Source organism: Mucilaginibacter sp. P4_G9 (assembly GCF_056400985.1).
Genome location: NZ_JBFUKF010000915.1, coordinates 1 through 682, shown reverse-complemented (window position 1 = coordinate 682; position 682 = coordinate 1). Strand labels below are relative to the sequence as shown.

The window sequence follows — 682 nt, the reverse complement described above, 5'->3', positions numbered from 1 at the left end:
TATCAGAGGTTAAAGGGGATGAAAAAGATCCCGCTTATAAAACTTTTAAAACATCGGTAGCAGATATTAATAAGCTGGCAAAAAACGTGAACAAAACCTTAGAAACTATGCTGAAAGCCGAAGAAAGCTGGTTTTTTGGTTCAATATTCAAAATATTTAAGTAATATTTTTTTAATTTTATATTTCATTTTTTTCTGAAAATTCAATAATTTGTATACAATAAAAATCACACAATCATGAACTACTTTATTTTAACTTACCTTGTTTACCTGTTGGTAAGCATTGCATTAACAGTATGGGTTGCCAGGGTATTATTTAAAAACGGGCGCATTTTCCTGGTAGACATTTTTCACGGCAATAATGAACTGGCCGATTCTGTAAACAAGCTATTGGTGGTTGGTTTTTACCTTATCAATATAGGTTACATGAGTTTGGCCCTGAAAGAAACCGGCGGCATAACCAATACCCAGGTAGTAGTTGAGGTATTGAGCTACAAATTAGGCTGGATCATCCTGATATTAGGAGCTATGCACTTTTTAAACCTGGTAGTGTTTTTTAAATTGCGTAACCGCGCCAAAAGGGATAAAGCTTTTAATGTTAATATTTAAATAGATTTATAAAACAAAAAAGCAGGTGCGTTTGCAACCTGCTTTTTTGTTTTATAAAATGAACTTGTTTAAGC

1 protein-coding gene is annotated in these 682 nt (G+C 32.8%); it reads left to right on the top strand.

Annotation, left to right across the window (positions count from 1 at the left end; translation table 11 throughout):
- Positions 1-236 precede the first annotated feature (236 nt).
- Positions 237-608 (top strand): hypothetical protein, encoded by a 372-nt coding sequence (locus tag AC1DPZ_RS28535; RefSeq protein ID WP_477409896.1) that lies wholly within the window; start codon positions 237-239, stop codon positions 606-608.
- The last annotated feature ends 74 nt before the right edge of the window (positions 609-682 follow it).